The 26,713-nt window shown below is 72.9% G+C and carries 24 protein-coding genes and 1 riboswitch; of the genes, 12 read left to right on the forward strand and 12 right to left on the reverse strand.

What is annotated here, in order from left to right; genetic code table 11:
* The first annotated feature begins 3 nt into the window (after positions 1-3).
* Complete coding sequence (gene pstB, locus ACLJN9_RS27470; RefSeq protein WP_410814509.1) at positions 4-780, forward strand: phosphate ABC transporter ATP-binding protein PstB; 777 nt, start codon at positions 4-6, stop codon at positions 778-780.
* 72 nt (positions 781-852) lie between these two features.
* Here pstB and ACLJN9_RS27475 read toward each other — a convergent pair whose 3' ends face one another.
* Positions 853-1,686 (reverse strand): NUDIX hydrolase, encoded by an 834-nt coding sequence (locus ACLJN9_RS27475; RefSeq protein ID WP_410814510.1) that lies wholly within the window; start codon positions 1,684-1,686, stop codon positions 853-855.
* A 237-nt stretch (positions 1,687-1,923) separates the two neighbouring features.
* On the opposite strand from ACLJN9_RS27475, the gene ACLJN9_RS27480 reads away from it, so the two are divergent.
* Complete coding sequence (locus ACLJN9_RS27480; protein WP_410814511.1) at positions 1,924-2,892, forward strand: Gfo/Idh/MocA family protein; 969 nt, start codon at positions 1,924-1,926, stop codon at positions 2,890-2,892.
* Positions 2,893-2,950: 58 nt separating this feature from the next.
* Here ACLJN9_RS27480 and ACLJN9_RS27485 read toward each other — a convergent pair whose 3' ends face one another.
* From ACLJN9_RS27485 to ACLJN9_RS27495, 3 genes are all read right to left on the reverse strand, one after another.
* Positions 2,951-3,958 carry an anion permease gene (locus ACLJN9_RS27485; protein WP_410814512.1) on the reverse strand — a complete coding sequence of 336 codons (1,008 nt, stop codon included), beginning with the start codon at positions 3,956-3,958 and terminating at the stop codon, positions 2,951-2,953.
* Between the two features lie 4 nt (positions 3,959-3,962).
* Positions 3,963-4,589, reverse strand: a complete 627-nt coding sequence (locus tag ACLJN9_RS27490; RefSeq protein WP_278141922.1) for a DUF47 domain-containing protein — start codon at positions 4,587-4,589, stop codon at positions 3,963-3,965.
* Positions 4,590-4,717: 128 nt separating this feature from the next.
* The gene (locus ACLJN9_RS27495) at positions 4,718-5,659 is read right to left on the reverse strand and encodes a PPK2 family polyphosphate kinase (protein ID WP_410814513.1); all 942 of its coding nucleotides are present in this window, start codon (positions 5,657-5,659) and stop codon (positions 4,718-4,720) included.
* Between the two features lie 143 nt (positions 5,660-5,802).
* Between ACLJN9_RS27495 and sigJ the strand changes: the two genes are divergently transcribed.
* Positions 5,803-6,768, forward strand: a complete 966-nt coding sequence (gene sigJ, locus ACLJN9_RS27500; RefSeq protein ID WP_410814514.1) for an RNA polymerase sigma factor SigJ — start codon at positions 5,803-5,805, stop codon at positions 6,766-6,768.
* Positions 6,769-6,796: 28 nt separating this feature from the next.
* On the opposite strand, the gene ACLJN9_RS27505 is transcribed toward sigJ, so the two are convergent.
* Positions 6,797-7,303, reverse strand: coding sequence for a DUF402 domain-containing protein (locus ACLJN9_RS27505; RefSeq protein WP_410814515.1), 507 nt, complete (start codon positions 7,301-7,303; stop codon positions 6,797-6,799).
* Between the two features lie 91 nt (positions 7,304-7,394).
* Here ACLJN9_RS27505 and ACLJN9_RS27510 point away from each other — a divergent pair, with 91 nt between their 5' ends.
* Positions 7,395-9,593 (forward strand): ATP-dependent DNA helicase, encoded by a 2,199-nt coding sequence (locus tag ACLJN9_RS27510; RefSeq protein WP_410814516.1) that lies wholly within the window; start codon positions 7,395-7,397, stop codon positions 9,591-9,593.
* 20 nt (positions 9,594-9,613) lie between these two features.
* On the opposite strand, the gene ACLJN9_RS27515 is transcribed toward ACLJN9_RS27510, so the two are convergent.
* Complete coding sequence (locus ACLJN9_RS27515; RefSeq protein WP_410814517.1) at positions 9,614-10,981, reverse strand: AI-2E family transporter; 1,368 nt, start codon at positions 10,979-10,981, stop codon at positions 9,614-9,616.
* A gap of 106 nt (positions 10,982-11,087) precedes the next feature.
* Between ACLJN9_RS27515 and ACLJN9_RS27520 the strand changes: the two genes are divergently transcribed.
* On the forward strand, positions 11,088-11,426 hold the full coding sequence (locus tag ACLJN9_RS27520) for a GroES family chaperonin (protein WP_410814518.1): 339 nt from the start codon (positions 11,088-11,090) through the stop codon (positions 11,424-11,426).
* A 90-nt stretch (positions 11,427-11,516) separates the two neighbouring features.
* Entirely contained in the window at positions 11,517-11,684 is a 168-nt protein-coding gene (locus ACLJN9_RS27525) for a hypothetical protein (protein ID WP_410814519.1), read from the forward strand.
* Positions 11,685-11,753: 69 nt separating this feature from the next.
* Here ACLJN9_RS27525 and ACLJN9_RS27530 read toward each other — a convergent pair whose 3' ends face one another.
* Positions 11,754-13,217, reverse strand: coding sequence for a PrsW family intramembrane metalloprotease (locus tag ACLJN9_RS27530; protein WP_410814520.1), 1,464 nt, complete (start codon positions 13,215-13,217; stop codon positions 11,754-11,756).
* Positions 13,218-13,240: 23 nt separating this feature from the next.
* Positions 13,241-13,361: riboswitch (SAM riboswitch) on the forward strand.
* Between the two features lie 46 nt (positions 13,362-13,407).
* Here ACLJN9_RS27530 and ACLJN9_RS27535 point away from each other — a divergent pair.
* Positions 13,408-14,682 carry an aminotransferase class V-fold PLP-dependent enzyme gene (locus ACLJN9_RS27535; RefSeq protein ID WP_410814521.1) on the forward strand — a complete coding sequence of 425 codons (1,275 nt, stop codon included), beginning with the start codon at positions 13,408-13,410 and terminating at the stop codon, positions 14,680-14,682.
* Positions 14,683-14,709: 27 nt separating this feature from the next.
* Here ACLJN9_RS27535 and ACLJN9_RS27540 read toward each other — a convergent pair whose 3' ends face one another.
* Positions 14,710-15,912 carry an FUSC family protein gene (locus ACLJN9_RS27540; RefSeq protein ID WP_410814577.1) on the reverse strand — a complete coding sequence of 401 codons (1,203 nt, stop codon included), beginning with the start codon at positions 15,910-15,912 and terminating at the stop codon, positions 14,710-14,712.
* 137 nt (positions 15,913-16,049) lie between these two features.
* On the opposite strand from ACLJN9_RS27540, the gene ACLJN9_RS27545 reads away from it, so the two are divergent.
* On the forward strand, positions 16,050-16,694 hold the full coding sequence (locus tag ACLJN9_RS27545) for a metal-dependent phosphohydrolase (RefSeq protein ID WP_410814522.1): 645 nt from the start codon (positions 16,050-16,052) through the stop codon (positions 16,692-16,694).
* On the opposite strand, the gene ACLJN9_RS27550 is transcribed toward ACLJN9_RS27545, so the two are convergent.
* Positions 16,678-16,950 (reverse strand): DUF4031 domain-containing protein, encoded by a 273-nt coding sequence (locus ACLJN9_RS27550; RefSeq protein WP_410814523.1) that lies wholly within the window; start codon positions 16,948-16,950, stop codon positions 16,678-16,680. The genes ACLJN9_RS27545 and ACLJN9_RS27550 overlap by 17 nt on opposite strands.
* A gap of 67 nt (positions 16,951-17,017) precedes the next feature.
* Between ACLJN9_RS27550 and ACLJN9_RS27555 the strand changes: the two genes are divergently transcribed.
* Positions 17,018-18,418 carry an FAD-binding oxidoreductase gene (locus ACLJN9_RS27555; protein WP_410814524.1) on the forward strand — a complete coding sequence of 467 codons (1,401 nt, stop codon included), beginning with the start codon at positions 17,018-17,020 and terminating at the stop codon, positions 18,416-18,418.
* 36 nt (positions 18,419-18,454) lie between these two features.
* Here the strand turns inward: ACLJN9_RS27555 and ACLJN9_RS27560 are convergent, their stop codons facing one another.
* A complete protein-coding gene (locus ACLJN9_RS27560; RefSeq protein WP_410814525.1) occupies positions 18,455-18,979 on the reverse strand; it encodes a hypothetical protein in 525 nt (174 codons plus the stop codon).
* 88 nt (positions 18,980-19,067) lie between these two features.
* Positions 19,068-20,885 (reverse strand): glycerol-3-phosphate dehydrogenase/oxidase, encoded by a 1,818-nt coding sequence (locus ACLJN9_RS27565; RefSeq protein WP_410814578.1) that lies wholly within the window; start codon positions 20,883-20,885, stop codon positions 19,068-19,070.
* A gap of 179 nt (positions 20,886-21,064) precedes the next feature.
* Between ACLJN9_RS27565 and ACLJN9_RS27570 the strand changes: the two genes are divergently transcribed.
* The 3 genes from ACLJN9_RS27570 to ACLJN9_RS27580 all read left to right on the forward strand — a co-directional run bounded on the left by ACLJN9_RS27570 (position 21,065) and on the right by ACLJN9_RS27580 (position 24,785).
* The gene (locus ACLJN9_RS27570) at positions 21,065-23,512 is read left to right on the forward strand and encodes a S8 family serine peptidase (RefSeq protein ID WP_410814526.1); all 2,448 of its coding nucleotides are present in this window, start codon (positions 21,065-21,067) and stop codon (positions 23,510-23,512) included.
* A gap of 15 nt (positions 23,513-23,527) precedes the next feature.
* On the forward strand, positions 23,528-24,463 hold the full coding sequence (locus ACLJN9_RS27575) for a GNAT family N-acetyltransferase (protein WP_410814527.1): 936 nt from the start codon (positions 23,528-23,530) through the stop codon (positions 24,461-24,463).
* Between the two features lie 76 nt (positions 24,464-24,539).
* Complete coding sequence (locus ACLJN9_RS27580) at positions 24,540-24,785, forward strand: hypothetical protein (protein ID WP_410814528.1); 246 nt, start codon at positions 24,540-24,542, stop codon at positions 24,783-24,785.
* 57 nt (positions 24,786-24,842) lie between these two features.
* Here the strand turns inward: ACLJN9_RS27580 and groL are convergent, their stop codons facing one another.
* Positions 24,843-26,465, reverse strand: a complete 1,623-nt coding sequence (gene groL / locus ACLJN9_RS27585) for a chaperonin GroEL (RefSeq protein WP_410814529.1) — start codon at positions 26,463-26,465, stop codon at positions 24,843-24,845.
* Positions 26,466-26,713 lie beyond the last annotated feature (248 nt).

The raw sequence follows: 26,713 nt of genomic DNA on the forward strand, positions 1-26,713 counted from the left end.
ACCATGGCCAAGCGCGTCGAAGCCTCGAACGTCACCGCCTACTACGGCGGCTTCAAGGCGATCGAGAACATCAACCTGACCGTCGAGCCGAAGACCGTCACCGCCCTGATCGGCCCGTCCGGCTGCGGCAAGTCCACCTTCCTGCGGTCGATCAACCGGATGCACGAGGTGCTGCCCGCCGCGCGCGTCGAGGGCAACCTGACCATCGACGGTCAGGACATCTACGACCGGGACGTGGACGTCACCGCGGTCCGGCGCATGATCGGCATGGTCTTCCAGCGGCCGAACCCGTTCCCCACCATGAGCATCTTCGAGAACGTGGTGGCCGGGCTCAAGCTCAACGGCGTCCGCCGCAAGTCGATCCTGGAGGACGCGGCCGAGAAGGCGCTGCGCTCGGCGAACCTGTGGGACGAGGTGAAGGACCGGCTGGGCAAGCCCGGCGCGGGCCTGTCCGGCGGTCAGCAGCAGCGACTCTGCATCGCCCGGACCATCGCGGTCGAGCCGCAGGTCGTGCTGATGGACGAGCCCTGCTCGGCCCTGGACCCGATCTCCACGCTGGCCATCGAGGACCTGATGTTCCAGCTCAAGGACAAGTTCACGATCATCATCGTGACGCACAACATGCAGCAGGCCGCCCGGGTCTCGGACCGGACCGCCTTCTTCTCGATCGAGAAGACCGGTGACCCGGGTCGGCTGATCGAGTACGACAACACCCAGAAGATCTTCAGCAACCCGAGCGTGAAGAAGACCGAGGACTACATCACCGGCCGCTTCGGCTGAGCCGCTGGTTCCCGGTCCGCGAAGGGGCGTCGGTCGACCTGACCGGCGCCCCTTCGCGTAGCCCGGGGTGGTTCAGCTCAGCACGAAGCGGGGCTCGCCGTCCGGCGGCAGGTCCAGACGAGGGGTGATCGCAGTGGCGGCGTCCCGGTCGGCGGCCGCCCGTGCCACCCCGGCCAGGTCACCGGCCGCCGCCACCTGGGCCAGGGTGACCAGGGTCGGCGGCAGCATGGTTAGCTCCCCCGCCGCGGCCCGGGCCAGCGCGTCCGCTGGCCGGATCCACAGGGTGTGGTCGGCCTCGCCGGAGACGTCGCGGGTCCGCTGGCCCTCCGGCAGCAGGGCCACGAAGAAGTACGTGTCGAAGCGGCGCGGCTCGAACTCCGGGGTGATCCACCGGCTCCACGGCAACAGCAGGTCCGACCGCAGGGTGAGCTGACGGTCGGCGAGCAGCGCCGCGAAGCCCAGCCGGCGTCCCTCCAGGTCCTGTCGGGCCGACTCCCAGTCGTCGCCACTGACGTCGCCCACCACGGTCGCCCGGTCCGGTCCGGCGAGCAGCACGCCGGCCTCCTCGAAGACCTCCCGGGCGGCGGCGCAGACCACCGCCTGGGCGGCGTCCGGGGTCACCCCGAGCCGCCCCGCCCACTGCGCCGGATCGGGGCCGGCCCAGTCCAGGTGTGCCTCGGAGTCGGAGCGGTCCACCCCGCCGCCGGGAAAGGCGTACATCCCACCGAAGGTCATCGCAGCGACCCGGCGGATGACGTACACCTCGAAGTCGGCGTCGGTCGGACGCAGCAGCAGCACGGTGGCCGCGACCCGCGGCACCGCCGGGCTGCCGCCCTCGGCCCGGAACCGGCGGGCGTGCTCGACCAGGGCGGCCGGGGCGGCGAAGCCGTCACTGTCGATCGTCATGCCGCGAGCCTAGTTCCCCGTCGCGCGGCCGACGGGGGCGCGCTGGGGCCCCGTACGGCGAGGGGTGGCTGCGGTCGCGCCATTGAGCGTGATGACTGTCAAGCATCAATATGCCACAGAGGCATCACGCTCAGTGGGGTGCGAGGCGCGGCACCGGCCCGGCGAAGGGCCTCGGCCGGGAAGCCCGAGGCGGGCCGGGCAGCCGAGGGTTCACGTGGCTCGGCTAGCGTGCCCAGCATGACTCGTTGGGGCATCCTGGCCACCGGAAACATCGCCAGCCGTTTCGCCGAAGACCTCCGGCTGGTGCCGGACGCCGAACTGGTGGCGGTCGGTTCCCGCGCCGTTGAGAGCGCGCAGCGCTTCGCCGACACGTACGGCGCGAAGCGGGCGTACGGCTCGTGGGTCGAGCTGGCATCCGATCCCGAGGTCGACGTGATCTACGTGGCCACGCCGCACGCCGCGCACCACGAGGCGGCGATGACCTGCCTGACCGCCGGGCGGGCGGTGCTGCTGGAGAAGCCGTTCACCCTCGACCTGGCCACCAGCACCGAGCTGGTGGACACCGCACGCGCCGCCGGGGTCTTCCTCATGGAGGCCATGTGGATGCGACTGAATCCGCTGATCCTGCGGGCGGTGCAACTGGTCACCGAGGGTGCCATCGGTGCCCTCACCAGCGTCCGGGCCGACTTCGGGGTGTCCGGGCCGTTCCCGCCGGAGCACCGGATGCGGGCCGCGGCGCTGGGCGGGGGTGCCCTGCTCGACCTGGGGGTCTACCCGATCAGCCTGGCCCACCTGCTGCTCGGCGTGCCGCAGCACATCCGGTCCTGGGCACAGCTCGGCCCGGAGGGGACCGACGAGAACACCGGCATCCTGTTCGGCTACGACACCGGCGCGCTGGCCACCCTGAGTTGCGGCATTCTCGGGTCGAGCGGGGTGTCCGCCTCGATCACCGGCAGCACCGGCCGGATCGACCTGCCCGAGCCGTTCTTCCGGCCGGGGTCGCTGACCCTGCACCGCGACGGTGCCGAGCCGGAGACGATCGCCGCCGATCCGGTCGGCAACGGCTACCAGTACGAGGCGATCGAGGTGCAGCGCTGCCTGGCCGCCGGGCTGACCGAGAGCCCGCTGGTGCCGCACACCGTCACCCTCGAGGTGATGGCCCTGCTGGACGCGGTACGCGAGCAGATCGGCGTGCGGTACGCCTGACCGTGCGAGCGGCCCCGGTCACCGCGTCCGCGGTGGCCGGGGCCGTCGACGTGTCGGGTCAGCCGAAGAGCGGCCGGACCAGCAGGTAGGTGACGCAGGCGATCAGCGCGGCGGCCGGGAACGTGATGATCCAGGCGATCACGATGTTGCCGGCGACGTTCCAGCGCACCGCGGAGAGCCGCTTGGTCGCGCCCACACCCATGATCGCCGAGGTGATCGTGTGCGTGGTGGAGATCGGCGCCTTGAGCACCAGGGCGTTGAAGAAGAGCACCGCGCTGGCCACCGTCTCGGCGGCGAAGCCCTCCGGCGGCCCGAGGTCAATGATCTTGCGACCGAGGGTACGGATGATCCGCCAACCGCCGGCGTACGTGCCGAGCGCCAGCATGGTCGCCGAGGTCCAGAACACCCAGCCGGGGATGTGGGTCTTGCTCTCCTGGAAACCGCCGGTGTAGAGCGCCAGCACCACGATGCCCATGGTCTTGGCGGCGTCCTGCATGCCGTGGCCGACCGACATGGCGGCCGCCGAGGCGGTCTGCGCCCAGCGGAAGCCCCGGTTGAGCTTGCCCGGCTGCCCCCTACGGAACAGCCAGAGGATGGCCAGCATCAGCAGGTAGCCCAGGGTGAGGCCGACGATCGGCGAGAGGATCATCGGCAGAATGACCTTCACGCCGATGTTGGCCCACTGCACGATGCCGCCAGCGGAGAGCAGGGTCGCGCCGACCAGGCCGCCGAAGAGCGCGTGCGAGGACGACGAGGGCAGGCCGAAGTACCAGGTGATCAGGTTCCAGGCGATGGCACCGAGCACACCGGCAAAGACCACCCCCAGGCTGCTCACGCCGGTGGGCAGGGTGACCAGGCCGTCACCGACGGTCTTGGCCACCCCGGCACCGAAGTGGGCGCCGATGAAGTTGCCGACCGCGGCGAGCCCGAGGGCGATCCGGGGTGTCAGGGCCCGGGTGGAGACGCTTGTCGCGATCGCGTTGGCGGCGTCGTGGAAGCCGTTGGTGTAGTCGAACGCCAGGGCTACCGCGATCACCGCCAGCACGGCGATGAGTTCGGGAGTCACCGGCTCAGGACTCCTTGACGGCGATGGTCTCGACGGTGTTGGCCACGTGCTCGAAGGCGTCGCAGGCGGCCTCCAACTCGTCGGCGACCTCCTTCATCTTGAGCACCGTCAACGCGTCGTACTCGCCGGAGAAGAGGCGGACGAGCAGCTGCCGGTTGATCCGGTCGCCCTCGTTCTCCAGCCGGTTGCACTCGATCCAGTAGTCCTCGAGGTCCTTCATCGACTTCAGCCGCGGCATGGCGTCGGCGGTCAGCTTGGCCTGCTGGTCGAGCACGTTCACCATCTCGTGCAGCTCCCGGGGCAGCGCCGGGAGCTCGGTCAGCCCGTACAGGTAGAGCAGGTCGCCGACCGCCTCCAGGTGGTCCATCACGTCGTCCAGCAGCGAGCCGAGCCGGTAGATGTCCTCCCGGTCGAACGGCGTGATGAAGGTGGAGTTGATCTTCTTGTACAGCTCGTGCGTGATCTGGTCGCTGTCGTGCTCGACCTCGGTCAACCGCTCGCTGACCGACTGCACGTCGACGCCGGGCAGGGCCAGCTCGTTGAGCAGCGTGGTGCCCCGGACCAGGTTCTGCGCGGCCCTGGTGAAGAGCTCGTAGAAGGCGCCCTCGGTGGGGCGGAAGGAAAACTTCACAGCACAGACCTCGTCGCGTCGGTGGAAGGGTGGCGGCACCCGTGGGGCACCCGCCCGGTGAATGCTAGGAAACGGCAGAACGGCGAATTCCTCGGCCCACCCCTGGCCAGGCCCCATTCATCGGTCGTTCACCTGTTGTTCATCTCAGGCGTCCCGTCCGCCCCCGCTCCCCCAGCACGTAACCTCTTCCGCTCGTGCGCCACGTCGAAATCGGCAGGCGGATACCCCAGATCGAGCGTGTCGAACGTCTCTCGCAGCACATGGGCGACCGCCCAGTCCCGATACCACTTGCGGTCCGCCGGCACCACGAACCAGGGCGCGGCGTCCGTGCCACACCGGCTCAGCGCCTCGGCGTACGCGGCCTGGTAGTCGGCCCACCTGGCTCGGGAGTCGACATCCGAGGGGTTGTACTTCCAGTGCTTGCGGGGGTCGGTGAGCCGCTCCAGCAGCCGCGCGCCCTGCTCGGCGTACGAGATGTGCAGCATCACCTTGACCAGGGTCACCCCGTCGTCGGTCAACTCCCGCTCGAAAGCGTTGATCTCGTCGTAGCGGGCGCGCCAGGTCGCCTCCGGCACCAGCGAGCCGACCCGGGCGATCAGCACGTCCTCGTAGTGCGAGCGGTTGAACATCCCCACGTACCCGGGCGGCGGCAGCTCCCGGCGGATCCGCCAGAGGAAGTCGTGCCGCAGCTCCTGCGGGGTCGGCGGACCGAACGAGCGGATGTGCAGGCCCAGCGGGTTCATCGCACCGGCGACCCGCTTGATCGTGCCGTCCTTGCCACCGCAGTCCATCGCCTGGAGCACCAGCAGCACCCGGCGCGCCGGGCGGTCCTGCCCGGCCTTGGCCATCGCGAAGAGCATCTCCTGCTGCTGGCCCAGCTCGCCGCCGATCACCTCCACCTGCTCGCGGGCCCAGGCCTTGCGGTGGTCTCCGATCTCCTCCGTCGCCGGCAGTCCCGGCGTGGACCGGGGGTCGATCGCGCCGAGATCAACCGGTGCGGTGACCCGCAGCAGCTCCCGCACGGAGCCGCCGACTGGCGCCACGATCTGCGCTTGCTCAGGTGCGCTCATCCTCGGATCATCGCCCACCCGCAGGCCATCCGCCCGCCGAGCGCCGCCTCCGTCGGGCGCCCGTGACGCTGAGGGCAGCCGACGAGCCCGGTTGGCAGGAAGATGGAGGCGCAACGGCACTGGTGGAAGAGGGCGGTGGGGTCGTGCGGGACCTGGCGACGGAGTTCGAGGCCGAGCGGGGCCGCCTGCTCGCGGTGGCCCACCGGATGCTGGGCAGCCGCAGCGAGGCCGAGGACGCGGTGCAGGAGACCTGGCTGCGGTACGCCGGCGCGCTCGGCGACCCGGCGGCCCGCGCCCAGATCCGTGAACTGTCCGCCTGGCTCACCACCACCTGCGCCCGGATCTGCCTGGACGTGCTCCGCTCGGCCCGGGTTCGCCGCGAGGCGTACCCCGGTCAGTGGCTGCCGGAGCCGGTCGTGAGCCCGCTGGACGCCGGGGCGCCGACCGGCGGGTACGCCCCGGACCCCGCCGAACGGGCGGTACGCACCGACCAGGTCGGCACGGCGCTGCTGGTGGTGCTGGAGCGGCTCGCGCCGGAGCAGCGGGTCGCCCTCGTGCTGCACGACGTGTTCGCGGTGCCGTTCGCCCGGGTCGCCGACGTGCTCGGCACCACCGAGGTGGCCGCCCGGCAGCTCGCCTCCCGGGCGCGGCGGGCGGTCACCGCGCCGGATGCGCCCCGGCACACCGCCGACCCGGCCGAACAGCGCCGGGTGCTCGCCGCGTTCGTCGCCGCCACGGAGTCCGGCGAGCTGGATCCGCTGCTCCGGGTGCTCGCGCCGGACGTGGTGTTCGTCGGCGACTCGGGCGGGCACTTCCCGGCCGCCCGTCAACCGGTGGTCGGTGCGGACAAGGTGGGCCGCTTCGCGCTCGGCCTGTTCGGTCGGGCCGGCCGGTACGCCCACCGGGTGCTGGCCCGGCCGGTGCTGGTCGACGGCGTGCTCGGTCTCCAACTGGAGACGATCCACTCCGACGGCCGGCCGATCCGCATGGTGACCTCGTTCGCGGTGGACCAGGGCCGCATCACCGGCCTGTTCAACCAGCTCAACCCGGAGAAGCTGACCGACGTGCCCCCGCTGAACGACGACGACCAGTGGCCGCCCCGCTGGTGAGGCAGCCGGGCCGGGGGTGCCTGCCGGCTCAGACCACCAGGGCCAGCCACTTCCGGTACGAGGTCGCGAACGGCTCGGTGCCGTCGCCGAGCGCGCCGAAGAGCCAGCGGGCCGCCGCCTCGGCCTCGCGCACCACGTCCTCCGGATAGCCGTAGCGGGCCCGGTGCTCGGCGAACTCGTCCTCGTCGAGCAACTCCACCAGGCCGGTGGCCCGGCGGCGGACCACGTCCAGGTCCAGGTCGATCAGATGGACCGTCTCGTCGGACTCCCACCGGGCCGGGGTGGCGATGTCGCAGTAGACCTCGCTGGTGCGCGGCGGCGGGTTGAACATCCCCGTCCACCATGCGTGGTGCGGCACCAGCAGGACGAACGGGATCTTCTCCACCGATGGGCGGCCGTGGTAGACCGACTCGGTGCCGGCGGGAACGCCGAGCCAGATGCCGAGGTCGTCCTCGGCGAGGCGGCGGGCCGGGTAGTCACGGTGGGCGCTGCCGTCGTACTTGCGGTAGATCACTCGGACCACGTCGCTCGGCATGATTCGCACCCTAACCGATACTGCCCACGCGTCGTAGCGTGGCCGTAACCGGACGGCGGGCCGGACCCGGTCGGGCTCGCCACGCGGGCGGATGGGCGCGGTCGGTGTCGGGCGCGACGGGTACCGTCGCACGGTGACTCCACCCCGCACCGCCGCCGGTCCCGCCACCCCGTCGGCCCGTGGCGGGAGCCGGCGACGGGGTGCCCGGCCCAGCGGCACGGAGCTTCTCGCGGCGGCCGTGGGCGCCGTGCCCGGCGGCGCGGCGCGCCCCGGCCAGCAGCAGATGACCACCGCGATCGAGGAGTGCGTGACCAGCGGCGAGCACCTGCTGGTCCAGGCCGGCACCGGCACCGGCAAGTCACTGGCCTACCTCGCGCCGGCGCTCACCGTGGACGGCCCGGTGGTGGTCTCCACCGCAACCCTGGCACTGCAGTCGCAGCTGGTCGACCACGACCTGCCCCGGTTGGCCGACGCGGTCGAGCCGCTGCTGGGGCGCCGGCCCACCTTCGCGGTGCTCAAGGGCCGCCACCACTACCTCTGCCTGGCGCGACTGGACAACTCCACCGAGGACGAGCCGGAGGACACCCTCTTCGACGCCCCGGCCGCCCGCCCCGGCGGCGGGACGAAGTGGCTCGGCGAGGCCGGCCGGTTGGGCAAGCAGATCGAGCGGTTGCGCGACTGGGCCGAACGGACCGCCACCGGCGACCGGGACGAACTGGACCCGGGGGTCGACGACCAGGCCTGGCGGTTGGTGTCGATGCCGTCCCGCGAGTGTGTCGGGGCGTCCCGCTGCCCGTTCGGGGCGGAGTGCTTCGCCGAGGCGTCGCGCGCCCGCGCCCGCGAGGCGGACATCGTGGTCACCAACCACAGCCTGCTCGCGGTCGACATGCTGGCAGAGCGGCACATCGTGCCGCCGCACAAGCTGCTCATCGTGGACGAGGCGCACGAACTCGCCGACCGGGTCTCCTCGGCGGCGCAGGCCGAGCTGGTCCCGGATCTGATCGACCGGTCCACCCGGCGGGCCCGGACGCTGCTGCGGCCGGAGACCGCCGAGGCGCTCACCGCGGCCGGCGACGCCCTCGCGGTCGGGCTGGCCGAGGCACCGGCCGGGCGGATCACCGCCGGGCTACCGACGCCGTTGCGCGAGGCGTGCACGCTGCTCGACGCCGCCACCCGCGCCGCACTGGACGCGATCGGCGACGTCAAGTCCGACGACCCCGACCCGGTCCGCAAGCAGCAGGCCAAGGCTGCGCTGGACGAGCTCTCCACGACCGCGCAGCGGCTGCTGGAGGAGGCCGACCACGACGTGGCCTGGGTGGAGAAGAACGACAGCGGCAGCCGTCGGGCACTGGTGGTCGCGCCGCTGTCGGTGGCCGGCACCCTCGCCACCCACCTGTACGACGAGCGCACCGTGGTCGCCACCTCGGCCACCCTGGCGCTCGGTGGCCGTTTCGACACGGTGGCCCGCGGCCTCGGGCTGGACGCGCCGCCGGTCCCGGCGTCCCCGGCCGCCGCCGCGCTGGCGGCGCGTACCGGCCCGGGCCGCCCGGCCGCCGAGACGCCGGGCCGCCGGTTGGCCGACCCGAGCCCGGGTGCCACCGTCCCGGCGACCGAAGGTCCGGGCTGGCGGTCGCTGGACGTGGGGTCGCCGTTCGACTACGCCCGGCAGGGCATCCTGTACGTCGCCGCGCACCTGCCCCGGCCCAGCGTCTCCGGGCTTCCCGAGGCGGCCGGGGAGGAGCTGCTCGCTCTGGTCGAGGCGCTCGGTGGGCGTACTCTCGGGCTCTTCTCCTCCCGGCGGGCCGCGCAGCAGGCGGCGGAGCTGCTGCGCGCCCGGACCGACCTGCCCGTGCTGTTGCAGGGTGAGGAGGCGCTGCCGCTGCTGGTCCGCCGCTTCCGCGAGGAGCGTTCCAGCTGCCTGTTCGGGGTGATGTCGCTCTGGCAGGGGGTGGACGTGCCGGGCGAGGCCTGCCAGCTCGTGGTCATCGATCGGCTGCCCTTCCCCCGGCCGGACGAGCCGCTGGCGGCGGCCCGCGCCGCCGCCGTCGACGCGGGCGGCGGCTCCGGCTTCGCCGCGGTCAGCGTGCCGATCGCGGCGGTCCGGCTGGCGCAGGGAGTGGGCCGGCTGATCCGCGCCACCGGCGATCGCGGGGTGGTCGCGGTGCTCGACTCCCGGTTGGAGACCGCCCGTGGCTACGGGCCCTTCCTCCGTCGCTCCCTGCCGCCGTTCTGGTACACCACCCGTCCCGAGGTGGCCCGCGGCGCCCTGGAACGCCTCGCCACCTCCTGACGCCTGCCGCGCCCAGGCTTTCAGGGAGCCTGGGCGGCGACGACCACGGCGTCGGGAGGAGTATCCGGGACCGTTCGGGCGGACAGCCGCCGGACAGCGGTGTTCAGCACCGCGATCAGCGGCACGGAGACCAGTGCGCCGGTGATCCCGGCGAGCACCACCCCGGCGGCGATACCGATGATCACCGCGAGCGGGTGCAGAGCCACCGCCCTGCCCATGATCAGCGGCTGGAGCAGGTGGCCCTCGACCTGCTGCACACCGATCACCACGCCGAGGATGATCAGTGCGGTGACCGGGCCGCTGTCGACCAGCGCCACCAGCACCGCCACGCCGCCGGAGAGCGCCGCGCCGACGATCGGGATGAACGCGCCGAGGAAGACCAGCGCTGCCAACGGGAACGCGAACGGAATGTCGAAGATGACGAGGAAGATGCCGATGCCGACCGCGTCGATGAAGGCGACCAGTACGGTCGCCCGAACATAGGCGCCCAGCGTCTGCCAGGAGGCGCGGCCGGCGTCGTCGACCTTCCACCGGGCGGCCACCGGCAGCAACCGCACCAGGAAGCGCCAGATCCGGCTGCCGTCGCGCAGGAAGAAGAACGTGGCGAAGAGCACCAGCAGCGTGCCGGTCAGCACCTCGGCCAGCGTGGCAGCGGTGCTCAGGGCGCCGCTGGTGAACTTCGAGGTGTTGCCGTTGATCCAGTTCTGCGCCTCGTCGATGTAGCGGTCGAGCTGCGTGTCGGAGAGGTGCAGCGGACCCGTCTTCAGCCAGTTCTGGATCTGCCGGACACCCTCGGACGACTTCTCGCTCAGCTCCGGCACCCCGCGGATGAACTCGTTGACCACCAGGGTCAACGTGCCGATGACCGCCACCAGACCGCCGACCAGCACCACCGCGGTCGCCAGCGACCGGGGCAGTCGAGCCCGCAGCAACCAACCCACCGCCGGCGCCAGCAGCGCCGAGAGCAGCAGCGCGATGGCCAGAGGAATGATCACGATGCTGATCGTGCCGACGATCCGGAGCAGCGCCCAGGCCACCACGCCGATCACGATCAGTCGCCAGCACCAGGCGGCGGCGATCCGCAGCCCGTGCGGGACGTTGGCGTCGTCCCGGCTGGACGTCGAGCTGTGCAGGTCCGTCGGGGGTTCGGCGCCGACGACCGTGGCCGTCGGCGACGCGGCCGGCCCCGGTGCGGCGGGCGAGGCCACCCGCGCTGGCTCCGGGAAGTCACCCGACAGGTCGTCGCCCGACCCGCTCCGGTCGGCGCGTACCGACTCCCGTCCTGACTGGTAGGCGCGGCGCAGTCGTCCGCGTACCCGCTCGAAGCGGCTCAAGCGCACCTCCTGGCAGAAGAATCGGCCCGCCCACGACGACAGGTCGGACAGCATACGTCCGTTGTCGACACCGTGGAGCAGTTTCCGCCGTACATTGCCCCGAACACCCCGCGCGTAACCACCGGCGGCCTGCCGCCGACGACACGGTAGCGTCTGCGGCGTGACCGCCGACCAGGATCTCGACGCCGGCCTCCCGATTCGTCTGCTGCACGACCGTGTGCTGGTGCGGATGGAGGGCAGCGAGGGCGAGCGCCGCTCCACCGCCGGCATCGTCATCCCGGCCACCGCCGCCGTCGGCAAGCGCCTGGCCTGGGCCACGGCCGTCGGGGTGGGGCCGAACGTCCGCGCCATCGTCTCCGGAGACCGGGTGCTCTTCGACCCGGACGAGCGCTCCGAGGTCGAGTTGCACGGCCGCGGGTACGTGCTCCTGCGGGAGCGGGACGTGCACGCCGTGGCCGCCGAGCGCATCGAGAACGACCCCACCGGCCTCTACCTCTGAGAACTCCCCGGCCACCCGGCCCCTCCGCGCGCCGTTTGTCGTGCCCCACGACGGGAAGCCATCCGGCGACCGTGGCCCTGGGGAGGGACGATGCCGGTATTCGTGAAGAAGCTGCTGACCTGGGGCAGCGTCGCGTTCCTGATCTACTTCATGGCGTTCCGGCCGGACGGTGCCGCGCAGCTGTTCAAGGGCGTCGGGGCCGCGCTGGTCGCGATGGCCCAGGGCCTCGGTGACTTCCTCACCACCCTGATGACCTGAGCCGCGCGTCACGACCTGAGCCGCGCGTCACGACCTGAGCCGCGCGCCGCGTCAGGGCTGACCGGGCGGTCAGGGCGCCGGAGGCCGCGCGCCGTACCAGCCGGGCGGGGCGTGACCAACCGGAGGCGGCGGCGGGCCCAGCACCACCGGGATCGGCACCACCGGCTCGTCCGGCGCGGCCACCGGTCGCTGCGAACCGTCCGGAAACCGCAGGTGGTAGCGACTGCCGTCCCAGACCCCGACCGGGGCCTGCGGGTCCCGACCGACGAAGAACGACCGGTACGAGGTGATCGCCTCCAGCAGCTCCCGCTCCTCACGGGCCGTCCGCTCCCGGTCGGCGGGCTTGCTGTCCAGGCCGCGCAGCGTCCCGTCGCGCAGCAGGGCCAGCCGGGTGGCGGCGAACTGGTACCCCCGCATCGCCCGCACCCCGGCGTCCCCGGCCACCCGGCGAGCCCAGCTACGGGCCGCGTGCCGGCGGCCGAGGCTGCTCAGCGCGGCCACCTCGGGTGGGCTCAGCCAGCCGGCACGTACGTAGTCCGGCAGTGTCCGCTCGGTGAGCCGCCCCTCCCACGCGCGCAGCCACACCGCCAGCCCCACCGTGGCGAAGAAGACCGGCACCATCAGCCCCAGGAAGCCGTACAACATGATGAACGTCTCGCCGGTGGCCTGGGTGAGCGTGGGCAGCAGGTTCCAGGTGCCGTGCAGGATCATCGCCAGCAGGAGGCCCGCGATCGGGGCGAGCACCCGGACCCGGCGGTCGGCCGTCCGTGCCGCGACACCCAACCCCACACCGGTCATCGAGGTGAAGAGCGGATGGGCGAACCCGAACAGCAGGATCCGCACGATGAAGATGGCGATGACCTGCTGGGTACCGGTCGCCGGGCCGTACCGGTCGGCGCCGCTCGCGTAGCCGTACCCGCCCAGGTAGAGGATGTTCTCCACCATGGCGAAGCCGACCGCGGACAGCCCGCAGTAGACCAGGCCGTCGGTGATCCCGGACCACTCGCGGCGGCGGAACACCAGGAGCAGGATCGGGCCGAGGGCCTTCGTCAGCTCCTCGATGAACGGCGCCACCAGCACGCCGGTGAGCGCGGCCGGCAGCCCCCAGTCGTCGAACCGGGCGGCGGCGAACTCGTTCACCGTGAGCGCGGCCGCGGTCGAGACGAACGCCCCCCAGGCGAAGCAGAAGATGAGGTATTTCAGCGGCTCCGGCTCGTAGCGGTCCAGCCAGAGGAAGCAGGCGACCAGCACCGGCACCGGGAGGATGGCGGCGACCACCCCGATCAGCAGCGCGCGTACACCGAGCGACTGGCCGAGCGTGAAGACCATGAAGACCGCGCACGCGGCGATGAAGAGCACCACCCCGGCCAGCACCACGAACCGCCGCCAGCCCACTCGGCGCAGCAGCATCCGGGGCGCCTCGCCGGCGGGCGCAGCCGCGGGCTCGGGCAGCGACGACGTCGGGGGTGCACCGGGCGGGGTGTCGGCCATGCGGTCAGCGTAGCCATCCGCCGCCGGCTGGTCCGGTCGCATCGGTAGCCGCTATGCTGCCCTGAGGTCACGAGCGCCAGCGTCAAGCCCCGGCTTGCTGGCCGGCAACCCTCGTCGAGTTCGCGGTGGGGTGCCCCGGGTGATGACCGGGCCCAGCCCGATCGGCGTGCTGGGCAAGCGCGGACCCCGTCCCGACACCAGACCCGGGGTCCCTGACCCCGGAGGTTCCGGCGTGTCCGTCACCCTCGTACCCTCGCTTCCCACCCGGTCCGCCGCGGCACCCGCGCCGGACCGGTCGGCGCCGCTCGACGTGCTCGGCGTTCCCGGCGAGATCAACCTGGACTACGCGGCCAGCGCGCCGTGCGCGCGGGCCGCCGCCGACGCGGTGGCCGAGCTGCTGCCCTGGTACGCCAGCGTGCACCGCGGCGCGGGCGCGCTGTCCCGGCACTGCACGCTGGCCTACGAGCGGGCCCGGCAGACGGTCGGTGACTTCTTCGGTGCCCGCGCCGACGACCACGTGATCTTCACCCGCAACACGACGGACGCGCTCAACCTGCTGGCCCGGGCGCTGCCCGCCGGCACCACCGTGGTCACCTTCGCCGGTGAGCACCACGCCAACCTGCTGCCCTGGCCGCGCGGGTCGGTCCGGCTGCCGGTGCCCGCCGACCCCGGCGGGGCGGTACGCGCCCTCGCCGCCGCCCTCACCGAGCTGCGCCGGGACAGCAACCCGGCGCTGCCCGTGCTGGTCGCCGTGACCGGGGCGAGCAATGTGACCGGCGAGCGGTGGCCGGTCAGCGAACTGGCCCGCGTGGCCCACCGGCACGGGGCACGGATCGCCCTGGACGCCGCGCAGCTCGCCCCACACGCCCCGGTCGATCTGCTCGCGCTGGACGTGGACTACCTCGCCGTCTCCGGGCACAAGCTGTACGCGCCGTTCGGCGCGGGCGTCCTGATCGGCCGGGCCGACTGGCTGGACGCCGCCCCGCCGTACCTGGCCGGTGGGGGTGCCACCAGCCGTGTCGGATCGGCCACCCACGACGTGACCTGGGCGACCGGCCCCGCACGGCACGAGGGCGGCACCCCCAACCTGGTCGGCGCGGTGGCGCTCGCCGCGGTGTGCACCGCGCTGGCGGACGCGGACCGGACCGTGTTGGCCGCCCGCGAGCAGGCGTTGCTGGCCCGGCTGCGCGCCGGCATCGCCGCCCTGCCACACGTGGTGGAACTGCACACGTTCGGCCCGGACGCGCCCCGGGTCGGCATCGTCTCGTTCGTGGTCGCCGGGTGGGACTCCGCCGCGGTGGCGACCCGGCTGGCCGCCGAGCACCGGATCGGCGTACGGGACGGGCTGTTCTGTGCCCACCCACTGGCCCGGCGGCTGCTCAGCGAGGCGGCGGGGCGTACCGGCCGGCGGGACCTGCCGCCCACCGCGCTGCGGGCCAGCATCGGCCTGGGCAGCACGGCCGCTCAGGTGGACCGGCTGCTGGCCGCGCTCGCCGCGCTGGGCTAGGCCGCGCCAGCGGGCGACGCGTCGTGCTCAGCCGACCGGCGGGGCGGTGGGAGGCTTCGGCGCCTCGCCCGCTTCGACCGGTTCACCGACCGGCCGCTCCTGCTCCCCGAAGGCGGTACGGATCCATCGGTTCGCCTCCTCCTGCTCGATCCCGGAGGCCACCAGCAGGTCACTCGCCGTCGTCCGGATCTGGGCGATCACCACGCTGCCGGAGAAGCCGACACCGGCGCCGTACGCCCGGCTGGCCTCGCTGACCGCCCGCAACGACCGTTCCCGGGCCTTCTGCGGCTCCTCGCCCGCGGCGAACTCGTGTTTGAGCAGCCGGACCGACTCGGCGAGGTGACCGATTCCGTCCGGCATCGGGTCCGGCACCGGTTCGTCGTCCTCGATCAGCGTGACGGACCGGCGGATCAGCGTGCCGCTGTTGCGCATGGCCCGGTCGATCGGGTCGGCGGCCTCCGCGTAGTGGGTCAGCTCGTCGCGCCGGTGCCAGCGGGCCGGGGAGAGGGTCGCGGTCTCCTTCGCACCCTCGATCGCCTCGCCCAGGGTCGCCAACTCCTCCTTGTTGTCGCGCAGCCGCTCCAACGCCCGCTGGATGGTGGCTCGGTTGCGGTGGCGCAGCCCGTCGGCGGTGGTGTCGAGCTGGGCTGCGAGCAGGTCCAGCGCCGGCCGGGCGGCACGATTGATCACCCGGAGCGGGTTCAGCGGCAGCAGGACCGCCGTCACCAGCAGCGCGATCCCGCCGCCGAGGAACGCGTCGACGAAGCGCGGGATCTCCAGGTTCTGGGTCGACGGGCTCAGCGTGACGATCAGCACCGCCGTGGCCGCCGCCTGGATGACGATCGCCACGCTGGCCCCGGCGAAGATCGTGACCAGGATCGCGACCGTGACCACCAGGCCGAGCTGCCACGCCCCGGTGCCGAGCAGGTAGATCAGAAAGTCGCCGATGGCCACCCCGATCCCCACCCCGACGATCAGTTCGATGGTTCGGCGGAACCGCTGGCCGACCGACGCGGCCAGGGTGCCGACCGCGGAGATCGGCGCGAAGACCGGCTGCGGGTTGCCGAGCACCTTGTGCGAGACCAGGTACGCCAGCCCGGCGGCCAGCCCGGCCTGCACGGCCAGTCCGCCGGCCATCCGTACCCGGTGCAGCCGGTCGTGCAGGGTGGCCCGGCTGCGATGCCGCAGCTGCTCGGTGGCCTCGGCGATCCGCGCGCCGTCGACGTCCACCAGCCCATCGCGCAGCGCAGCACGCCGCACTACCGGAGGTCGCTTGTCCCGCGCCACAGCCATGGGCGCGACTACCCGGCGCGGCCCCGCTGAATCCTGCCGCCCGGCGCGGCGCCCGGATGCGGCAGACTCGGGTGGTGGCCGATCTGCTGGACCGGTGGCGGGGGGCGGCCCTGGGCGCCGGGGCGCACCCCGGCGCCGACGTGGTGCCGGCCGGGCAGCGGCTGCTCGCCCGCTGGCGGGAGGCGCACCGGCAGTACCACACAGTCGCCCACCTGCGCGCCGTGCTCGACGTGGTGGACCGGCACGCCGAGCTGGCCGACCACGCGGACCTGGTCCGGCTCGCGGCCTGGTGCCACGACGCGGTCTACGACCCACGAGGCGCCGGCGACGCCAACGAACGGGACAGCGCCACGCTGGCGGGGAGCGTGCTCGCCGAGCTCGGGGTGCCCGCGTCCGCGCTGGCCGAGGTACGCCGGCTGGTGCTGCTCACCGCCGGGCACGTGGTTGCCCGGGGCGACCGGAACGGCGGGCTGCTCTGCGACGCGGACCTCGCCGTGCTGGCGGCCCCGCGGGCGACCTACGACCGCTACGCCGCGGCCATCCGGCGGGAGTACGCGCACGTGCCGGAGCCGGTTTTCCGGGTGGGGCGGGCCGCGGTGCTCACCGGCCTGCTGGCACTGCCCGCCCTGTTCCGGTTGCCGCCGCTGAGCCAGCGGTGGGAGCGGCCGGCCCGGGACAACCTGCGTCGCGAGCTGGCCACGCTCACGGCTGCCGACTGACCAGGTGCTTCGGACGCCGAAGACCCGCGTGGCGGAGCAGCCGGACCAGCTCCCGGCTCGGCACCACCTGGGCACCGAGCCACACCGCCGCCGGGAACCGCTCGGCGGGGATGTCGTAGTGATCCCGGTCGAAACCCCGCCTGGGCGCTCCCAGCGTTTCGGCGAAGGCGTGCAGCTCCGCGTAGGAGACGTCGCTGATCAGGTGCGACCAGAGCCGACCGCGCCACGGCCACGCGGGCCGGTCCAGGTAGAGCATGGTGCCAAGCTAGCCCGCAGTGTCGATCATGTTGATGATCGGCGGCCGGCGATCTAGCCTCGGCGCTATGGCCCCCAACCCACTCCTCGACGACCTGCGTGCCGCGCTGGGCGAAGACGCCGTGCTCACCGACCCGGATCTGCTGCGCATGCACCAGCGGGACGAGGCCGACCTCTGCCCCGCCGGGATTCCGCTGGTGGTGACCCGCCCGCGCGACACCGAGGGGGTGGTCGCGGTGGTCCGTGCGGCGGCGCGACACGGCGTACCGCTGGTGCCGCAGGGCGCGCGGACCGGGCTGGCCGGCGCCGCGAACGCGGTGGACGGCGCCGTGGTGCTGAGCACGGTCGCGATGGACGAGATCCGGGAGATCGACCCGGTGAGCCGGATCGCGGTCGTCCAGCCGGGGGTGGTCAACGCGGCGCTGGCCGCGGCGGTGGCCAGACAGGGGCTGTGGTACCCGCCGGACCCCGGTTCCTGGGAGTCGTCCACGATCGGCGGCAACGTGGCCACCAACGCCGGCGGCATGTGCTGCGTCAAGTACGGCGTGACAACCGAGTACGTGCTCGGCCTGGAGGTGGTGCTCGCCTCCGGTGAGGTGCTGCGCACCGGCCGGCGTACCGCCAAGGGGGTGGCCGGTTACGACCTGACGCGGCTCTTCGTCGGCTCGGAGGGCACCCTCGGGGTGATCACCGAGGTGACCGTCTCGCTGCGACCCGCCCCGGCCGACTCGCTGACCCTGGTGGCGGTCTTTGGATCCACCGCGGCGGCCGGCACGGCGGTGGCGGAGATCGCCGCCCGGGGGCTCACCCCCAGCCTGCTGGAGCTGCTGGACCAGACCCACCTGCGGGCGATCGAGGCGTACCAGCCGATGGGGCTGCGGACCGATGCGCAGGCGCTGCTGCTGGCCGCCGCGGACACCGGCAGCCGGGCCGCCGACGACCTGGCGGCCCTGGCCGAGGTGTGCGGGGCGGCCGGTGCCGACGAGGTCTACGCGGCCACCGACGCGGTGGAGGCGGCAGCGTTGCTGCAGGCCCGGCGTCTGGCCCATCCGGCGATGGAGAAGTTCGCGGCCGACGCCCACCCGGGCGGCAACGGTGGTCTGGTGATCGACGACGTGGCGGTGCCACGCGGTTCGCTCGCCGCGCTGCTGGACGGCGTGGCCCGGATCGCGGTGGACTGTGATGTGCCGATCGGCGTGGTGGGGCACGCCGGTGACGGCAACATGCACCCGAACATCGTGGTCGACCGGGCCGACCCGGGAAGTGTGCAACGGGGTCGGCGGGCGTTCGACGAGATCATGCGGCTCGGCCTGGAACTGGGCGGCACCTGCACGGGCGAGCACGGGGTGGGACTGCTCAAGCGGGACTGGCTGGCCCGCGAGATCGGCCCGGTCGGGGTCCGGGTGCACCAGGCGATCAAGTCGGCGCTCGACCCGGCTGGCCTGCTCAACCCCGGTAAGGTGCTCTGACCTGGTGGAGACGGTCGGCGGGGCCTGCTGTGCGGGTCAGCCCTTGACCTCGGCCGGGGTCGCCTGGGTGAGCAGCAACAGGATCTCTCCGGCGACCGGCGTGCGTTCCTCGCCCGGGCAGTCCTGAGAGGTGACCAGCCCGGCGGAGGTGAGCAGGCTGGAGGTCAGCGCGTCGATGCAGGTCGGCCGGTACTGGCGGATCTGATCGGTCTCCTTGGCCAGGGTCGGGTCGGCCAGCAGCACCTGGAGCCGCTCGGTCTGCTCCGGGGCGAGCGCGCCACGGGAGGTGACCCCGTCACCGGCGCAGTCGACGCACTGCCACGCCCCGTCCCGCTCGACGCTCAACGTCCGCAGCGGGCCGTCGGTGCCGAGCCGCTGGAGCAGGCTGACCTGTCCGGCGCCGACGGTGGTGGGGACCTCGGAAGCCGGCCCGCCGGCCGACTGCGCCGCCGCGGGTGTGTCACCGCCGTCCCGGTCGAGCAGCGAGCACCCGGTCAGGGCGCTGACGAGCGCTACGGCTAGGAGGGGGCTGAGCAGACGGAAGCGCGCGCGGTAAAGCACGCGCGGAAACCTACCCCACCGTAGGTAGCGGCCGAAACCACCATCCAGGCCACTATCGATAGTTACCCCTCGGTAATGTGCCTTTTCGTCACCGAGTGGACGGGCGCAGCCGAGCCTGATCGTCGTCGCCACCCCGGTCGGCCGCGTAACCCCGGACGTCCGGAGCACCGAGCCGAGCCGCGTCCGCAGCGGCGTCGTCCGGCATCAACTGGGACTGCCGCTCGGCCTCCACCCGGGTCCGGTAGTGCGCGACCTCCCGTGCCCGGGTGGCCGCGTCCCAGCCGAGTACCGCGCCCATCAGCTCGGCGGTGTGCTCCGCCGACTCCAGCCCTCGGTGGCTCGTCTCGAAGGAGATCCGGGTCCGCCGGGTCAGCACGTCCTCCAGGTGCAGCGCACCCTCGGCCCGCGCCGCGTAGGTGACCTCGGCGGCCAGGTACTCCGGTGCGCCGGCCAGCGGGGAGGCGAGCAACGGATCGGCATCGACCAGCGCCAGAAGGTCCGGGATGAGGGTGCCATACCGCTCCAGCAGGTGCTCCACCACGCCCACCGGTACGCCGTGCCGGCGGGCCAGGTCGGCCCGGTCCCGCCACATCGCCGGGTACCCGTCGGCGCCGAGCAGCGGCAGGTCGGCGGTGCGCGACGGGCGGGCGCCACCCAGCCGGCGGGCAGCCCTGTCGACCACGTCGGAGGCCATCACCCGGTACGTCGTGTACTTGCCGCCAGCCACCAGCAGCAGCCCGAGCATCGGTTCGAAGACCGCGTGCTCCCGGGACAGCTTCGAGGTGGAGTCGGCCTCGCCGGCCAGCAGCGGGCGCAACCCGGCGTAGACGCCCTCGATGTCCGAGGTGCTCAACGGCCGGTCCAGCACGGCGTTGACCTGCTGCAGCAGGTAGTCGATGTCGTGGGCCGAGGCAGCGGGGTGGGACCTGTCCAGCTGCCAGTCGGTGTCGGTGGTGCCGATGATCCAGTGCCCGCCCCAGGGGATGACGAAGAGCACCGAGCTCGCCGTCCGCAGGATGAGCCCGGTCTCACCGGTGATCGCCGAGCGGGGCACCACCAGGTGCACCCCCTTGGAGGCGCGCACCCGGATGCCGGGCCGCAGACCGACGTCGTTGAGCATCCGGGACATGTCGTCGCTCCACACGCCGGTGGCACCGATGACGGTCCGGGCGTGCACCTCGAACTCCGCGTCCGGTGAACCGGGGGCCGCCTCCAGGTCGCGGACCCGGACGCCGGTCACCTCACGGGCCTGCCGGATCAGCCCCACGGCGCGGGCGCTGCTCACCACCGTGGCGCCGAGGCTGGCCGCGGTGCGGGCCAGGGTGACCACCAGCCGTGCGTCGTCGACCTGCCCGTCGTAGTAGCGGATCGCGCCGGCCAGCGCGTCGGCCCGCAGACTCGGGAAGATCCGCCGGGCGCCCTCCCGGGTGAGGTGCCGGTGCAGAGGCATGCCCCGGCCACCGCCGAAGACACCGGCGAAGGCGTCGTAGGTGGCCACGCCGGCGCCGTAGTACGAGCGGCGGAAGATCCGGGCGGGCAGGTCCCGCAGGCCCCTGCCGGCCGGCAGGGGCACCAGGAACGGCACCGGACGGACCAGGTGCGGCGCGAGCCGGGTGGCCAGCAGGCCACGCTCGGTGAGCGCCTCGTGGACCAGGTGGAACTCCAACTGCTCCAGGTAGCGGAGCCCACCGTGGATGAGTTTGCTGGACCGGCTGGAGGTGCCCGAGGCGAAATCGCGCGCCTCGACCAGGGCCACCTTGAGACCACGGGAGGCGGCGTCCAGGGCGGCGCCCGCACCGGTCACCCCGCCGCCGATGACCAGCACGTCGAAACGCTCGGCGCGGAGTCGGCGCAGGTCGGCGGCTCGGCGGACCGGCGAGAGCTGCCCGGCGGCGGATCGGGAGATGTTGGGGTCGCGCACCTGTCCACCGTAGCCGCCGACGCCACGGTGCCGACATTGGCCGCCCGCCCCGCACCGACCGCGAGCGGCGACGGCGTTGGTCGAGTCCTCGTGTCGCTGATCGTTCCCACGCGAGCACCGGCGCTGCGGACGAGTGACTTCCTCGACGTCGATAGTGTCTCCTGATGAGCGCGCAGCCCGTTCGTACCGAAGACGACGCCCCCGGATCCAGCCCCTGGCCGGTGGTGGGTGCGGCACTGGCCGGCGGCTGGATCGTGCTGGTCTCCGTGGGCGTCCAGGCCGGCGGCTGGCTCGCCGACCAGGTGCTGCTGAGCTTCGGGCGGGACCGGGTGGCCTGGCTGTGGCCGGTGCTGGGCCTGGTCACCGTCGTGCTGGTAGGCGCGCCCACACTGCTGCTGGCCCTGCTGCCCCGCTCGGTGGCGGTGCGCACCACCGGTCGGGTCTGGTCGGTCGCGGCGCTCACACTGGGAGCACTCACCGCGCTGCGGGCCGTGCCACCGGTTCACCACGAGGCGTACCTCGCCGCGCTGGCCGGCACGGCGGCGCTCACCGCGCTCGCTCTGCGCCGGTCTGTGCGCCGACCCGCGTACGGCGGACCGGCCGGGCGCGGGCACGCCGAGCGCGCGCCGGGAGCGGTCACGCTGCTGGCGGTAGCCGCCGGGCTGGCGCTGCTGCTGCCCTGGGTGTGGCTGGGGGCGCTCGGCGGGCTGCTGGAGACCGCGCTCGCGGTGCTGGCGGCCGCCGCCCTCGGGTTGCTGGCCGCGACGCTGCTGGACGCCGCCTTCTGGTCCCGGTTCATGGTCGGCCGTCCGCCCAGACCGGCCCGGCTCGTGGTGGTCGGCGGCCTGGTCGCCGGGGTGGCGCTGCTGCTGCTCGCCGCCGGCACCGGCCAGTCCGGCGCACAACTGCCGGCGTTGCTGACCCTGCCTCCGGCGGGTTTCGCGCTGGCCGCGCTGTGGGCCGCGGCCGCTCGGCCGACGTCCGACGGGAGCACCGGCACGGCGGACGCGACACGCGTTGGCCGAACCGCGACCGGCTGGCTGGTGGGTCTGGCCATCCTCGGCCCGCTGGCCTTCACCGACCCGGAGGAGATCAGCCTGCTGCTGGTCGGCACCCGCGACGTGCCGTTCTGGGTGGCGGCCGCCACCGGCGTCGGGCTCGCCGTCGCGGTTCTGGTCGCCATCGGGTACGCGGTCCTGCTGGCCCGGCCCTCGTCCCGTACGCCCAGCCGGCGGGTGGCCGCGCTGACCGCAATGGTGCTGCTGGTGGGGGTGGGCGTCGTCGATGTCGGGCCCGGTCAGCCCGGCCTGCACGGCGAGCGGCTGCTGGTGGTGCTGCGTGAGCAGGCCGACCTGACCGGCCTGCCCACTGGCGTGCCGGGCCGGGCCGGGCGGGACGCCCGGGCGGCGGAGGTGTACCGGCGACTGGTGAGCACCGCCGACCGGAGCCAGGCCGACCTGCGTCGGGAGTTGACCCGGCTGCACCTCGACCCGGTGCCCTACTACCTGGTCAACGCGATCGAGGTGGACGGTGGGCCGGCGGTGCGGGCCTGGCTGGGAAGCCGGCCGGGGGTGGCCCGGGTCCTGGTCAGCCAGCGACTGCGGCCCCTGCCGGCCCCGGCAGGGCAGAGCCGGGGCACTGCGCCCGCCCCCACCGGCCCGGAATGGAACATCCGCCAGCTCGGCGCCGACCGGGTCTGGTCGCAGCTCGGGGTGACCGGCGCGGGCATCGTGGTGGGCAGCTCGGATTCGGGGGTGGACGGCACCCATCCGGCGCTGCGGGCCGAATTCCGTGGCGGGGACGACTCCTGGTACGACCCCTGGAACGGCACCCGGACCCCGACCGACCAGGGCGGGCACGGCACCCACACGGTGGGCAGCGCGGTCGGGCGGGGCGGCATCGGGGTGGCACCGGGCGCCCAGTGGGTGGGCTGCGTCAACCTGGACCGCAACCTCGGCAGCCCGGGTCACTACCTGGACTGTCTACAGTTCATGCTGGCGCCCTTTCCGACCGGCGGTGACCCGTTCACCGACGGCCGGCCGGAGCGCGCCCCGCAGGTACTGACCAACTCGTGGGGCTGCCCGCCGATCGAGGGCTGCGACCGGGGCGTGCTGCGGCCGGCCACCGCCGCACTGGACGCCGCCGGGATCTTCGTGGTCGCCGCCGCCGGCAACACCGGCCCGTGGTGCGCGTCGATCGACGACCCACCCGCGCCGTACCCGGACGTGTTGACCGTGGGTGCGGTGGACGCGCAGCGACGGGTGGCCGAGTTCTCCTCGCGTGGGCCGGTGCCGGGCGGCGTGGGCAAGCCGGACGTACTGGCACCGGGCGTGGGCGTGGTCTCCGCCATGCCGGGTGGCGGGTACGCCGCTCTCGACGGCACGTCGATGGCGACCCCGCAGGTGGCCGGGGTGGTGGCTCTCATGTGGTCGGCGAACCCGGCGCTGGTCGGCGACCTGACCCGGACCCGGCAGATCCTGCGGGAGACGGCGACACCGGCTGAGCCGACCTACCGCTCCCGCAACCCGGCGGACGCCTGCGACGGCCCGGCGAACGTGACCGGCGCCGGTCAGGTCGACGCCCTGGCTGCCGTCCGCGCCGCCCAGGGGTGATCTAGGGTCGCGACCATGGACGCCGAGATCACCATCACCGAGTTGACCCTCGACCTGACTCCCGCCGTCGTGCGGCTCTGCGAGCAGGCGTTCGACCTGCCGGAGGACGCCGCCGAGGCGGGTCCCGTGGTGGACGCGCTCTGGCTCCGCGCTGCCGCCGACCGCCCGGTGGTCGGGCTGGGCGCGTACCGGGGTGAGGGTCTTGTCGGGGTGCTGCTCTGCTCGGTGTCGTCGGCCGACCCGACGCTCGGGCACGTCGACCTGGTCGCGGTGCTGCCACAGCAGCGTCGCCGGGGCGTCGGCCGCGCGCTACTGGAGCGGGCCGAGCGGGTGCTCGCCGAGCACGGGGTGACCGAGGTGCTGCTGGCCGGAAACCCGCCGTACTACGCCTGGCCGGGCATCGACGTGCGGTACACGCCGGCCGTCTGCGCAGCCTCGGCGCTGGGCTACCAGCAGGACCGGACGGCCTGGAACATGACCGCGGACCTGTCCTCCGACGGGTCGCCGGCGCTGCGGTCCACCGAGGCGGCGGAGCGGCGGCTGGCCGAGCAGGGCATTGCCGTACGCCGGGCGGAGCCGGCGGACCTGCCGGCGCTGGCCGCGTTCGCGAGGTCCACCTTCGGCGGCGCGTGGGAGGGTGAGCTGGCCGAGTCGGTGGGTCGCGAGGGTGCGGGTTGTCACCTGGCGGAGCGGGCCGGTGAGCTGCTCGGCTTCGCCGCCTACGGCTCGTCCCGGCCGAGCTGGTTCGGGCCGATGGGCACCGCGCCGGCCGCCGAGGGGTCGGGCATCGGTGGGGTTCTGCTGCGCCGCTGCCTCCGTGACCAGCGGGCGGCGGGGCTGGACCGGGCGCAGATCGGCTGGGTGGGGCCGGTGTCGTTCTATTCGGGCAGCGCGGGAGCCCGGATCGAGCGGGTCTTCTTCCTCTACCGACGGACCCTGTCGACGCGATAGTGGGGCAAACAGGACTTCGATCCATTCGCCCGCGTGGGGCATCGATGCCCCCTACCGTTTCGGTAGAGGAGGCAGCATGACCACGGATGACGACCAGACCGAGGACAGCCCGCCCGTGACCTGGAAGCCGGTCGGCGAACTCCCCGGCCAACCGCCGTTGCACCGGCTCGACTACGGCGACGCCGAGCAGTTGGCCGAGATGGCCGGCGAGGGCGAGGCGGTGGTCGAGGAGTCACAGGAGATGGTGGACGCGCCCATCCAACTGCCCCCGCCGTACGACCGGGCGCACAAGCGGCGCAACCAGCGCCCGCTGCCCACCTGAACGACGAACGGGGCGGACCGCGTCAGCGGCCCACCCCGTTCGGTGTCGGAACTGGACTCAGAAGTCCATGTCCCCGCCACCCGGGCCAGCCGGGGCAGCCGGGGTCTTCTCCGGCTTGTCCGCGACAACGGCCTCGGTGGTGAGGAAGAGCGCCGCGATGGAAGCGGCGTTCTGCAGTGCCGAACGCGTCACCTTGGCCGGGTCGATGATGCCCGCGGCCAGCAGGTCCACGTACTCGCCGTTGGCGGCGTTGAGGCCGTGGCCCGCCTCGATGTTGCGGACCTTCTCCACCACGACGCCACCCTCGAGGCCGGCGTTGACGGCGATCTGCCGCAGCGGGGCGTCCAGCGCGACCTTGACGATGTTGGCACCGGTCGCCTCGTCGCCGACCAGGTCCAGCTTGTCGAAGGCGGTCTTGCCGGCCTGCACCAGCGCGACGCCACCACCCGGGACGATGCCCTCCTCGACGGCCGCCTTCGCGTTGCGAACGGCGTCCTCGATGCGGTGCTTGCGCTCCTTGAGCTCGACCTCGGTGGCCGCGCCAACCTTGATCACCGCAACGCCGCCGGCCAGCTTGGCCAGCCGCTCCTGCAGCTTCTCGCGGTCGTAGTCGGAGTCGCTCTTGTCGATCTCGGCCCGGATCTGGTTGACCCGACCCTGGATCTGGTCGGCGTCACCGGCACCGTCGACGATGGTCGTCTCGTCCTTGGTCACCACGACCTTGCGGGCGCGGCCCAGCATGTCGAGGGCGACGGCGTCCAGCTTGAGGCCGACCTCCTCGCTGATGACCTGACCACCGGTGAGGATGGCGATGTCGGCGAGCATGGCCTTGCGGCGGTCACCGAAGCCCGGCGCCTTCACGGCGACGGACTTGAAGGTGCCCCGGACCTTGTTGACGACCAGGGTGGCCAGAGCCTCGCCCTCGATGTCCTCGGAGATGATCAGCAGCGGCTTGCCCGACTGCATGACCTTCTCCAGGATCGGGAGCAGGTCCTTGACCGACGAGATCTTGCTGTTGACGATCAGGAGGTAGGGGTCGTCGAAGACGGCCTCCATGCGCTCCGGGTCGGTCATGAAGTAGGCCGAGATGTAGCCCTTGTCGAAGCGCATACCCTCGGTGAGCTCAAGCTCCAGGCCGAAGGTGTTGCTCTCCTCGACGGTGATGACGCCTTCCTTGCCGACCTTGTCCATCGCCTCGGCGATGATCTCGCCGACGGTGCTGTCACCAGCAGAGATGGAGGCGGTGGAGGCGATCTGCTCCTTGGTCTCGACGTCCTTGGCGAGCTTGGACAGCTCCTCCGAGACGCTCGCGACCGCGGCCTCGATGCCCCGCTTCAGGGCCATCGGGTTGGCGCCGGCGGCCACGTTGCGCAGGCCCTCGCGAACGAGTGCCTGGGCCAGGACGGTCGCCGTCGTCGTGCCGTCACCGGCAACGTCGTCGGTCTTCTTGGCGACCTCCTTGACCAGCTCAGCGCCGATCTTCTCGTACGGGTCCTCGAGCTCGATCTCCTTGGCGATGCTCACACCATCGTTGGTGATGGTGGGGGCTCCCCACTTCTTCTCGAGCACGACGTTGCGGCCCTTGGGGCCGAGGGTCACCTTTACGGCGTCAGCGAGCTGGTTCATGCCCCGCTCGAGGCCGCGGCGCGCCTCTTCGTCGAACGCGATCATCTTGGCCATACGGCGTTGTCCTCCTGGACACTCACGGGCCACCCGAGATGTGTGCCCCGGATGGGCCGCCTGGTGTACGCACCTTGGGACGTCGCCACCTGGCGACGACGACGTCCTTCGGCCGGGCCGGATAGCCCGCGACGACCGGCCATGTGCCGCCCCGGCGTCTCCACGCCGGTGCAACCTGGCCCCACCGTCCCGACCATTGGCACTCGCATACCGCGAGTGCCAATACCTTGTTTAGCACTCTCCCCTGC

This window comes from Micromonospora sp. 067-2, from assembly GCF_046549295.1.
Lineage (GTDB): Bacteria > Actinomycetota > Actinomycetes > Mycobacteriales > Micromonosporaceae > Micromonospora.

Coding starts and splice junctions, on each gene's coding strand:
- ACLJN9_RS27475 (WP_410814510.1), bottom strand. CDS start 1,686: ATGACGATCGACAGTGACGGCTTCGCCGCCCCGGCCGCCCTGGTCGAG.
- ACLJN9_RS27515 (WP_410814517.1), bottom strand. CDS start 10,981: ATGCTGTCCGACCTGTCGTCGTGGGCGGGCCGATTCTTCTGCCAGGAG.
- ACLJN9_RS27480 (WP_410814511.1), top strand. CDS start 1,924: ATGACTCGTTGGGGCATCCTGGCCACCGGAAACATCGCCAGCCGTTTC.
- ACLJN9_RS27555 (WP_410814524.1), top strand. CDS start 17,018: ATGGCCCCCAACCCACTCCTCGACGACCTGCGTGCCGCGCTGGGCGAA.
- groL (WP_410814529.1), bottom strand. CDS start 26,465: ATGGCCAAGATGATCGCGTTCGACGAAGAGGCGCGCCGCGGCCTCGAG.
- ACLJN9_RS27505 (WP_410814515.1), bottom strand. CDS start 7,303: ATGCCGAGCGACGTGGTCCGAGTGATCTACCGCAAGTACGACGGCAGC.
- ACLJN9_RS27570 (WP_410814526.1), top strand. CDS start 21,065: ATGAGCGCGCAGCCCGTTCGTACCGAAGACGACGCCCCCGGATCCAGC.
- ACLJN9_RS27530 (WP_410814520.1), bottom strand. CDS start 13,217: ATGCGACCGGACCAGCCGGCGGCGGATGGCTACGCTGACCGCATGGCC.
- ACLJN9_RS27580 (WP_410814528.1), top strand. CDS start 24,540: ATGACCACGGATGACGACCAGACCGAGGACAGCCCGCCCGTGACCTGG.
- ACLJN9_RS27550 (WP_410814523.1), bottom strand. CDS start 16,950: ATGCTCTACCTGGACCGGCCCGCGTGGCCGTGGCGCGGTCGGCTCTGG.
- ACLJN9_RS27495 (WP_410814513.1), bottom strand. CDS start 5,659: ATGAGCGCACCTGAGCAAGCGCAGATCGTGGCGCCAGTCGGCGGCTCC.
- pstB (WP_410814509.1), top strand. CDS start 4: ATGGCCAAGCGCGTCGAAGCCTCGAACGTCACCGCCTACTACGGCGGC.
- ACLJN9_RS27510 (WP_410814516.1), top strand. CDS start 7,395: ATGGGCGCGGTCGGTGTCGGGCGCGACGGGTACCGTCGCACGGTGACT.
- ACLJN9_RS27575 (WP_410814527.1), top strand. CDS start 23,528: ATGGACGCCGAGATCACCATCACCGAGTTGACCCTCGACCTGACTCCC.
- ACLJN9_RS27525 (WP_410814519.1), top strand. CDS start 11,517: ATGCCGGTATTCGTGAAGAAGCTGCTGACCTGGGGCAGCGTCGCGTTC.